This window comes from Aeromicrobium sp. (assembly GCF_014378035.1).
Lineage (GTDB): Bacteria > Actinomycetota > Actinomycetes > Propionibacteriales > Nocardioidaceae > Aeromicrobium.
This window is the reverse complement of the sequence record NZ_JACMOM010000040.1, coordinates 1-10,447: the sequence shown is the minus strand read 5'-3', so window position 1 is coordinate 10,447 and position 10,447 is coordinate 1. Positions and strand designations below refer to the sequence as shown.

11 protein-coding genes are annotated in these 10,447 nt (G+C 64.3%); all 11 read left to right on the top strand.

Annotated elements, in window-relative coordinates; all coding sequences use genetic code 11:
* A partial coding sequence (locus tag H7290_RS02420; RefSeq protein ID WP_290512423.1) for a hypothetical protein occupies nt 1-2,198 on the top strand: 2,198 nt, incomplete at its 5' end.
* Nucleotides 2,185-3,069: a hypothetical protein gene (locus H7290_RS02415; protein ID WP_290512422.1), complete on the top strand. Its 885-nt coding sequence runs from the start codon at nt 2,185-2,187 to the stop codon at nt 3,067-3,069. The genes H7290_RS02420 and H7290_RS02415, both read left to right, overlap by 14 nt.
* A gap of 13 nt (nt 3,070-3,082) precedes the next feature.
* On the top strand, nt 3,083-4,036 hold the full coding sequence (locus H7290_RS02410; RefSeq protein WP_290512421.1) for a hypothetical protein: 954 nt from the start codon (nt 3,083-3,085) through the stop codon (nt 4,034-4,036).
* A 3-nt stretch (nt 4,037-4,039) separates the two neighbouring features.
* Complete coding sequence (locus H7290_RS02405) at nt 4,040-5,188, top strand: hypothetical protein (protein WP_290512420.1); 1,149 nt, start codon at nt 4,040-4,042, stop codon at nt 5,186-5,188.
* On the top strand, nt 5,188-7,479 hold the full coding sequence (locus tag H7290_RS02400; RefSeq protein WP_290512419.1) for a hypothetical protein: 2,292 nt from the start codon (nt 5,188-5,190) through the stop codon (nt 7,477-7,479). Before H7290_RS02405 ends, H7290_RS02400 begins: the two co-directional genes overlap by 1 nt.
* 9 nt (nt 7,480-7,488) lie before the next feature.
* A complete protein-coding gene (locus H7290_RS02395) occupies nt 7,489-8,271 on the top strand; it encodes an N-acetylmuramoyl-L-alanine amidase (protein ID WP_290512418.1) in 783 nt (260 codons plus the stop codon).
* On the top strand, nt 8,271-8,504 hold the full coding sequence (locus tag H7290_RS02390) for a hypothetical protein (RefSeq protein WP_290512417.1): 234 nt from the start codon (nt 8,271-8,273) through the stop codon (nt 8,502-8,504). The genes H7290_RS02395 and H7290_RS02390 overlap by 1 nt, the downstream gene beginning before the upstream one ends.
* A 2-nt stretch (nt 8,505-8,506) precedes the next feature.
* The gene (locus H7290_RS02385; protein WP_290512416.1) at nt 8,507-8,977 is read left to right on the top strand and encodes a hypothetical protein; all 471 of its coding nucleotides are present in this window, start codon (nt 8,507-8,509) and stop codon (nt 8,975-8,977) included.
* On the top strand, nt 8,974-9,243 hold the full coding sequence (locus tag H7290_RS02380) for a hypothetical protein (RefSeq protein ID WP_290512415.1): 270 nt from the start codon (nt 8,974-8,976) through the stop codon (nt 9,241-9,243). Before H7290_RS02385 ends, H7290_RS02380 begins: the two co-directional genes overlap by 4 nt.
* 97 nt (nt 9,244-9,340) lie before the next feature.
* Entirely contained in the window at nt 9,341-9,631 is a 291-nt protein-coding gene (locus H7290_RS02375; protein ID WP_290512414.1) for a hypothetical protein, read from the top strand.
* A gap of 340 nt (nt 9,632-9,971) precedes the next feature.
* On the top strand, nt 9,972-10,223 hold the full coding sequence (locus tag H7290_RS02370) for a hypothetical protein (RefSeq protein WP_290512413.1): 252 nt from the start codon (nt 9,972-9,974) through the stop codon (nt 10,221-10,223).
* The last annotated feature ends 224 nt before the right edge of the window (nt 10,224-10,447 follow it).

Sequence of the window (10,447 nt, the reverse complement as noted above, 5' to 3'; positions counted from 1 at the left end):
AGCTCGGCCTCATCACTGACGCCGCGAAGCAGGTCTTCACGATCCTGACGACCGGAGACTTCTCCGCTGGTCCGCTCGCGCAGGGCGGCCCGATCGTTACCGCGCTACAGGACATCAACGACGGCTTCGACACTCTCGCGAAGACCGCCGGAGACACCTTTGACGCAGTGAAGAAGAAGGCCGAAGAGTTCGGCGCAGCACTGTCTTCCGCGATCTCATCCAACATCACGGTTGACGTCTCCGCGATTCTGCCGGCACTCGTCTCTCAGTTTGAGACCTTCGGCGCCCCCATCGTAGAAGCCTTCAAGAAGGGCATCGAGACTGGCGACTTCTCAAGCCTCGGCAGTCCCATCGGCAAGGCAATCGCCGCGATCCTCGACAGCCTCGTCGTCGGCGCCGACGGACTATTCAACGTCCTCAAGGACCTCATCGGCAGTGTCAACTGGGGAGAGCTCGCCCTAGAGCTCGGCAAGCAGGTTCCCACTCTGCTCCTCGGGCTCGTCACCGGAATCCTGTCCTTTGACATGGGTAGCTTCTTCGGCTTCATCGCCGACAACTGGTTCCTCGTGCTAATGGGTGTTCTCTCCATCGCCTTTATGCCTGCCAAGTTCATCGGCAAGATCGCAGAGATTCTGGCCAAGATCCCTATTATCGGCAAGTTGCTGGGGTGGCTGCTCAATACCTTCAAGAGCCTCATCGACCCGGTTATGGGATTCATCGGACGAATGTTCTCTAGGTTTACCCAAGGCTTTATGTCCGCAGGCCCCGGCCTAGTCGGCACGTTCGGGACGATCCTCAAGAATATGATTCTCCGCATCGTCGACTTCGTTGTTGACGCAGTCCGATTCTTCCGCGAGCTGCCCGGCAAGTTTGAAGGCGTACTCGGTCAGGGAATGGTCAAGCTCGGAGAGTTCATGCGCGGCGCTTTCATGAAAATATGGGACCTAGTCAAGTCCGTCACCCTCACTGGCCTCGCCGCCATTGTCGGCGTCTTTCTCCTCTTCGCGCAGAAGATCCTTGACACCGCCGCCTCTGCCTTCGGTTGGATTCCCGGCATCGGCGACAAGCTCACTACCGCCGCCGAAGGATTCCGAACCTTCCGCGACGACGTCAACAAGTCACTAACCGGGATTGAAGACGAAGACGTCAAGGTCAACGTCGACACGACCGGCAAGGTCACCTATCCCGAGGGATTCAGCGCACTCGGGCAGAAGGTCCTCGGTGGCACCCTCACCCGCGCCGGCGGTGGCGCTGTGTTCGGCCCCGGCTCTGGCACCTCAGACTCGATCAACGCGCGGCTCTCCAACGGCGAGTTCGTCGTCAAGGCCGACAGCGTCCGCAAGCTCGGGCTCGGCAACCTCAACGAGATCAACCAGACCGGCCAGCTCCCCGGCTACGCGGTCGGCGGCATCTTCTCCGAGAAGGCTCTCAACACCGGATCATCGACCAGAGCCGACGTGGGAACCGTCCGAGACAACACGGTCACGAGCGTCGTCGCGGCCTCCGCTGCCCTCTTCAAGGACATCGCAGCCCGCGCCCTAGCCGCTGGCGCCGGACCCTCTGCCGCACCCGGCAGCGGCGTCCTCAGCGGCGCCGGCTACCAGGCCGCGTTCGCGACAGTCCTCAAGGCCTTCCCGCAGGCCAACCTCAACTCCGGCTTCCGCCCCGGCGACCCCGGCTATCACGGCCAGGGCCAGGCCGTCGACCTCGGCCAGGTTGGTCGCGCCGGCGGAGCCGGTCACCCGTACCTCGCCGCGATGAACCGCTGGATTCACGACTCGTTCCCCAACTCCCGCGAGCTCATCTACGACGGGATCGGCGACGACCGGCCTGACCTCAAGAACGGTCGCCCGCTCAACTACGGCGCAGCGACCTCGGCAGAGCACCGCAACCACGTCCACTGGGTTCCCCCGGGCTTCAAGAGTGGCGGGCTCTTCGACCCGAAGCTCTACGACAACGGCGGGATTCTTGAGAGCGGGCACACCGGAGTCAACCGTTCCGGTCGCCCCGAAGCCGTCCTCGACCCGGAAGAGACGCGGATGTTCAAGACGCTCGTCGCCAACGGCGGCGCTTCCGGGCCGCTCATCGGTTCTCTCACGATCGCTGCCGAACCCGGCGCGAGCACCCGCGACCAGCTCACCGAAGTCAACCACCGGCTCCGCGTGATTCGACGAGGAGGTTCTAGTGCGCGCCGATGAGTGGAGCCTGACCTACCCCGGAACCGAGATCGTCTTCGGCTCCTACGAAACACCTATCTTCAACATGACCACGCCCTCCGTCAGCGACTCCGAGCTTCGCGTCGCTGACGGGGCGCGGGCCCGCACCGACGGCGTGAGCTTCGGCTCTGACTTCCGCGGTGGTCACACGATCGCCTTCGAGCTCGGCGTCCGGGGCAACGGTGAGGCCGACGTCAGGGCCAACGTCGCCGCAGTCGCGCGAGCCTGGCGAGCCGACACGATCCGCAGCACTCCCGGCGCGGTCGCTGAGCTGCGAAGCAACTACGCCGGCCGCGAGCTCGTCTCCTACGGGCGCCCTCGCCGCTTCGAGCCAAACCAGACCTCCGCAAAGTCTGGCCTCTCAACCGTGGTCGCTGACTTCGCCTGCGTCGACGATGTCTTCTACGGCGCGACCGTAAACGACGTCTACATCAACTTCGTCCCCTCCGCGTCCGGCGGTCTCATCGCGCCTCTCGCTTCTCCGCTCTCGACAACGGAATCCTCCGACCGCTCTATCGGGCTCACTGTGGACTCAGACCTGCCCGTGTGGCCTGTCGTGACGATCTTCGGCCCGATCACCAACCCTATCGTCGAGGTCGTCGGGCTCTTCCGCTTCGAGCTGAATCACTCTCTGAATCACGACGAAACGATTGTCATCGACACCCGCTCGTGGAAGCGCACCGTGATCCTCAACGGAATCGGGTCTATCCCCGGCCACTTCTTCCGCACATCAACGCGACTCTCCAAGGCCTCTATTCCTCCGGGCTCCTACGAGCTCGCTCTTCGCGGCCTTGACGTAACCGGCACTTCCCACGCGCGACTCTCCTGGCAGTCCGCGCACCCCTCGATCTAAGTAAGGACACACTATGTGGGACTCTGTTCCTTGGTTCGTCGGCGGCGGCGCACAGCACACTCCCGAAGTTGCCCGGCTGCTCGCTTTCACCGCCCTCGGCGGCGCTGAGGGCATCATCAACGCGACCGACCTCAAGGTCTACGCACGCCCTACGCCCGGCTCAACCGTCCGCGTCATGCCCGGTGGCTGCTCGATCCTCTCTCGTGCCTCTGGGGGCGCGCAGCAGGCATACACAGCCCGCAACCCGAGCGAAGACATCGTCAGCATCGCCGCTACCACGTCTGGCGCTTCGCGTACTGACCTCATCGTCGCTCGCGTCGAAGATCCGTTCATGGCCGGCGAGCCGTGGGCGGCTCCTGCCACACCCACGACCGGGCCCTACATCTTCACTCGTGTCATCTCGAATGTTCCAGCAGGCACGACGAGCGTCGCTGAGTTGAATCTCGGCTACACCGCGATCCCGCTCGCGCGCATCAACATTCCTGCCTCGACCGCGACGATCACTGACTCCATGATTACCGACCTTCGCACCGTGGCTCGGCCGCGCACGTCCCGGACGCACAGCCGCCAGGATTGTGCACCGGCACCCAACGATCTGAGCTCGTACAGCTTCGTCGTCTTCCCAATCACCCCGGCGCAGTACATCGCAGTTCCGTCGTGGGCGACTGCGGCTGTGATCCGCGTTGACGTGACAGGCCTCTTCACCGCGAACACCGCGGTCGGTGGTGTCATTCGCGCCAACTTCGGCAGCGTGGCGACCGCCGAGACCTACTTCAACGAGCAGGTCCCCGACGGATCGCGAAAAAGTTACGTCGCCTCTAGCACCGTGCCTATTCCCCCAAACATGCGCGGCAACGTGAACGGCATCAACGTGCAAGCGAAACTGATCGACGGCACCGGGCCAATGCGCGCAGATATCGGCACACAGATCCTCTACGATGTCGAGTTCCTCGAAAAGGCGGCCTGACCTATGGCGTGGCGCTACATCATTCAGCGCGCGCTTTCCGGAGAGATCCTTGACTGGGACCTACCGCTAAAGCGTGACGGTCTCAGTTGGGCTCTCTCTGGCGCAGGCTCCCTCACCGGCACAATCTCACCCGACGACAAGCTCCTCCGCAACCCCGACGGCTCTACTCTCGTGATCGAAGAGTGGGGAACTTTCATCTACGCCGAAGCCGACGGAGAGATCCGCTGGGGCGGAATCATCATCTCATCCAACTTCTCCGACGACGAGTGGCGGATCGAAGCCGCCGGCTTCACCACCTACCCCAACGGTATCCCCTACCTCGGTGAGTACAGCGAGATCAACCTTGACCCGGCTAATGCTGTCAAAGAGCTGTGGCGGCACGCTCAGTCCTTTCCTGACTCCAACCTCAACGTCACAGTCACCGCAGATCCGACCAAGACAATACTCGGCACACCCGCGCTTTCCGGAGACGGTACGAACCTGGACCCCAGAACCGGCCAGGTCATCGCCACCGGAACCACCGTCGAAGCCTCTCCCTACGAGCTCAACTATTGGACGGCAAAGGACTGCGGCACTGAGATTTCTGCTCTCGCCAAGCTCGCGCCGTTTGACTTCACCGAGACCCACTACTGGGACGGCGACGTCATCCGTCACCGCGTCAACTTCGTGTATCCCCGCGTCGGTCGCCGACGAGATGACCTTGCCTTCGTGCAAGGCGACAACGTCTCATCCGTCATCGCCTTTACCGGCACCGGCGACGATTTCGCGAACGAGGTCTACGGCATCGGCGCCGGCGAAGGGCGAGCAGTCCTTCACCGCGCGACTGCGGTGAGGAATAACCGCCTACGTCGCGTCGCCGTTTACACCGACAAGGCCGTAGTCGAGACGAGCCGACTTGACGCACTCATCGCCGAAGAGCTGCGCTACCGAATGGGCAAGCTAGAGGTCACGTCGATCAGCGTCATCGACCACCCCAACGCTCAGATCGGCTCGTGGCAGCTCGGCGACGACATCCTTATCTCCGCGACCGTCCCGTGGCTCGGCGACGTCGACCTGTGGTGCCGCGTCATCGGGTGGTCACTCACCGACGAGCACACCGCTTCTCTGTCCCTAGCTCGATCCGACTCATTCTTCTACGGAGGTGCCTCGTAATGACCGAATCAGTGGATCGCTTTGCGCGGATGGTCTCCGAGATTGAACGACGACTGACATCGGTTGAGCGCACGTCCTCAATGAGTCGCCGCTCTATCGAGAACGGCGCTATCCGCGAGTACGACGCCGACGGGAACCTAGTCGGGCAGACCGGCCAGCAGCACGACGGCACCCACGGCTCAACCTCCCTCGGAGGGCCACCGCCCCCGACGCCCAGCGCCCCGTCCGCCGCCAGCTCGCAGGGCACGCTCATGGTGCGCTGGGATGGGTTGTGGGCCGACGCCGGCGCCGTGGCACCCATGGACTTCACGCGCGTAGAGGTGCACGTCAGCCTGACCGCCGACCTCACCGGCCTCCTGTTTGAGACCCTGCGAGCAACCATTGAAAGCCCGCGCGGCGGCGAGGTTGTCGTCGTCGGCCTGGTCCCCGAAACCAACTACTACGTCCGTCTCACCGCCCGCTCCGCCTCCGGCGGCTTCTCTGCCCCGTCCGTCGTTGTGGGGCCCGTGCAGGTCGCCGCCCTCACCCCCGCCGACGTCGGCATCGACCTAACCAAGATCGGTGGCACCACCATCTTCTTCGGGAAGGACGACCCCGTCGCTGCCGGCACAGAGCCCGCGATCGGTGACCTGTGGCTTCGCGAAGGTGCCACGACCGCCGGCGTCATCCAGTACGAAACGCTGCGCTGGATCGGCACGAGCTGGCAGCTCGCGGCCGACCAGGGAATCAGCGCGGCACTGGCAAAGGCGATCACCGCACAGCAGGTAGCCGACGCCGCCGCCGTCACCGCCGACATCGCCGGCGGCGTGGCTGACGGGCGCGCACAGGTCTTCGCGCAGGGCACCCCGCCGACCGGGCTCACCTCCACCATGAAAGGCCTGTGGTACGACACCAGCGCCGGAAACAAGGCCTACACGTGGTCGGGCACCGGTTGGGCTGCCCGCGCCCTCGGCAACGGTTCGATCCAACCGCAAAGCCTCGTCGCCCGGGACGTCATCGTCACCGGCACCGTCTCCGCGGCCCTTCTTGAAACGGTGATCGTGCTGGCGACAACCATCATCGCCGGCGACCCCAACGGCACACACGCGCGCATGACCCCCACAGGCTTCTACGTCTTCCGCCCCGACAGCAACGGTGACGGTCAACCCGACCAAGTGGTCAGCCTCGGCGGCAACGGGAGCGACTACTTCGGCATCACCGACGCGAGCTCACGCCTGCTAGCCGCCATTGACCAGAACGGTCGGGGCGCGTTCGCCGGATTGTCGGTCACCGAGGAGCCCACCATCATGGGCCGGAAGTTCACCAGCTTCTTTGACAGGTCTACCCGATGGGTCGCGTTCGGCCAGTACGACATCTCGCAGCCCAACATCGTCGGCGAGTACGGCCTGTTCGAGGTGGCGTTCACCGCGGAAGCGAACCACGCTTATCAGATATTGGTGTCCGACATCAAGTTCGCCAGCTCTGTCTCCGGCGGTCGGGCAGTGTTCATTCTTCGTGACGGCGGCACCTATGGTATCCCCGAGATTTACCGAAAGGATGTCACCCCGCCCGACGGCTTCTTCGAGGGCCAAGACATCAACTACACATGGTACAACCCTGCCGCGGGGGGTAGGCGCGTCGTGCTGTCCGCGGCGGCGATCAACGGCGGCTCTATTCACGTTGCGGGTCCGGACGTCAAAATCACCATTCTTGACCTGGGGCTTATCCTGCCCAACGTCGCTAAGGTCAACACCCTCGGCGGGACCGCCGGCGGCTCGACAACCGCGCCTCCACCCAACCCGCAGCCGGTGCGGACGCAGTACACGACCGAGTTCGCCTCCGTTGGTTACAAGTCCTACGACGGCTCCGGAAACCAAATGTCCAACGCCGGTGTCTACCAGGGCGACGACGGCTACAACGGCAACACCCGCGGGCTAATCTTGTTCTCCGATGTCACCGGATCACTGAGCGGTGCGACCGTCAACCGCGTTGAGGTCTACCTGCACGCCGAGCATTGGTACAACAACGCCGGCGGCACCGGCATCATCGGATTCCACGGCCACACCGGCATCCCCGCAACGTGGTCCGGACCGATCAACCCCGACCAGCTCCGCGTCGGCGGATGGGCCCGATCAACCGGAAAATGGGTAGACCTCACCGGATACGCAGCCGACAACTGGCGCACCGGCAGCTACCGCGGTGTTGTCACCGGCCCCGGCCCCAGCACTGGCGGCGAATACTTCGGACGCTTCGCCGACAATGGCGCTTCCGCCGGCAACCGACCGCGACTGAGAATCACCTACACCAAGTAAGGAGGCAGCGTGCGAACCGTTCTTTCACCGAACAACGGACCTGCTCTGAGAAACCCTTTCTGGATTCTCATTCACACTGCTCAAGGTGCAAGGACTGACGAGAGCCTCGCTTCCTTCACAAGCCGATCTTCCTCCGCCGTCGGATACCATTACCTCTTTGACGACGACTCCGAGACGCTCACGATCTATGAGTCCTCGCAGTCATGGTCGGCCCTCGGAGCCAACGCCTTCGGCGTCCACCTCTGCACGACGGGCTTCGCCGAGTGGTCCCGAGCCGAGTGGCTCTCACACGATTTCATGCTCCGCACCCTCGCCGCGCGTATCTCCGAGATTGCGCGGCGTCGCGGCATCCCCCTCCGGCGTCCCAGCGACGCGGAGATTCGCAACCACGTCGCCGGCGTCATCGGACACGGCGACTACGCCCGCGCCACCGGCGACGGCGACCACACCGACCCCGGCCCGAACTTCCCATGGGACTACGTCCTCGGGCTCGCAGCCGGCGTCACCACCAACCCCACGGAGGTAGACGACTTGACTCCCGACCAGGACAGAATCTTGCGAGACACGCTCAGCACCGCGCAGAGCTCCGCAACGATCAGCTCGGAGGTCCGCAACTGGATCGTCGACCCGAACCGCGGCGTGCTCAAACAGCTCGGCGTGATCTCCGGTGTCGTCTCAGCTCTCACCGCGGCGCAGAGCGGCGTCTCCGACCAGGCCGCTCTCGAAGCTGCTGCTGAGCGTGGCGCCAAGGCCGCGATCGCCGAGATCGTCTTCGTCCCGAAGGCCGCGTGATGACCCTCCCCGGCGGGTACACCTTGCCCGAAGCCACCAAGGCCGTCGTCGCCGCGCTGACCGCCGCCGTCGCACTGCTGACCTCCGCAGCCGCCGTCTTCACCGACGGTCCCCTCGCCAAGGTCGGCGTCGCCGCTACCGCAGCTCTGCTCATCGCCAACCCGATCCTCGTCTACGTCAAGACGAACGCACCTCTCGCTGACGCCTACGGGCGCCACGCAGTGAAGGAGTGAAGGTGCTCGCGGGGCTCTCGCGTCTGCGACTCCCCGCGTGGGCCCACACGCTCGGACATCTCCGCGTGAAGGCAACCGACCAGCCACGCGCGACGATGAGCCTGTGGTCAGGGATCGTCTTCGTGCTCCTCGGCCTCGCGTACACCGAGCCTGACCGGTACGCGCGCCGTGCACCGCTGCCCGGTCAGATCGGGATCGTCCAGCAGATTGAACAGATCGGCCCATTCTGGTCGGTCGGCTTCTGCTCCATCGGCGTACTTCTGCTCATCTGCACCTTCCTCGGGCGAGGCCTCGTCATCGCCCATCTTCTAGGGCAGGCTATTGCAGCCGGCTACGCGATAGCGCTGTGGTTCTCCGCCCTCGCGATGCAACCGCCCTCGCCAGTCATCGCCGCGGTCCTCGCGACCGTGTTTGCGCTCCTGCAGAAGGCCTGCCGAGACTCCTACGTCAACATCCCGAAAGGAGCAGCGTGACTCTCGACTTCGAAGCCATCGCCGTTCTCATCGGCGCGGTGTTCGTCGGCATCAACGGATGGAAGGCGATCAGCCTCAAGAGTCTCAAGGCTGAGATCGCCGACCTCAAGGAGCGCGTCGACCGAGCCGAGCAGCTCGGCGGCAAGCTCGCCACCTGGCAGTACGAGGCGCGGCTCTACATCGCGCTCCTCCGAAACCGCATGGCTGACCAAGGCATCCAAGCCCCAGAGATGCCCCACGCACTCTCCGACGAACCCACCCCCTGATCCGGCGACCTCCTCAGCGCCGCGCGTACACGCCCCGTCCACTTCGGTGGGCGGGGCCGTGTTGCGTTTACACGCACGCACCGATACTGTTTCACTCATGGCAAAGACGATCTCCCCCAAGCTTGCAGCACTCCGTGAGTCCGCTCGGATCTCCAACATCGAGGGTGCCCGGTGGCGCTCCTACTTCTACGGCACCGAGGCCCAGGCCCTGTCCCGCGCTGCGATCGACGCCGTGGACGCAGAGCAGGAGACGCTCTACACGAACAAACGTCTGCGCTGGATCGACCCTGAGCGCACTGAAGAGTCTCGCGTGCTCTGCGAGATGCACAACGACCTCGCGCAGTACATCAACCGTGGCCTCGAAGAGGGCACCGAGCCCCGCCCCTGACTCTCCCCTCAGCAGCCCCGCCCTCACCCGAGGTGCGGGGCTGCGTTGCGTTTACACGCTCAGTCCGCCACTGTTTGCTCATGCCTACCAACCGCTGCCCAGGAACGTCCGCCGTCAAGTGGGGGACGTCAGCTCCCGAGCCCCAGGGCGGAGAGTCCGCAGCCCGTCGTGAGTGCGCGACGTGCGGTGGATGGGTCTTCCCAACAACGGGAGGAACTCTCCGTAAGCACGCCGCAGGGAGCAACAAGCCCTGACCCTCCGCCCCCCTTCACAGCCCCGCCCTCAACCGAGGAGCGGGGCTGCGTTGCGTTTACACACTCACCCCGATACTGTTTCACTCATGACAACGAAGCGCATCACCGCTACCGAAGAGATCCTCACCGCTGCTGCTGAGAACGGCTGGGCCCCTTCGTGGCCGATCAGCGGCACCCTCAAACTTGTCCGTGACGAGGCTGTGCTCCACGTCTACACCGCGCGCAACGGCTCCATCTCGTGCGTCCGAGAGAGCCTGCTCAGTGTCCCAGCCCGCTACAAAGACCTTCCCACCCCTCGTCGGACTGCTGCTCTCATGCGGATCTCACGGGACTACTGAGCCCCCCCTTCACAGCCTCGCCCTCACCCGAGGTGCGGGGCTGTGTTGCGTTTACACGCTCACACCGATACTGTTTCACCCATGGACATCATCAGTAGCACCGCAGCCACTCGGGTCACCTACGCGGGCACGGGTGCCCTCCGCAACGGGACTGAGTTCGGCACTGTCACAGACACTGCTCCCGTCAGCCCCGACGGAGACGTCGTGCCTGGTCTGATCGAGGT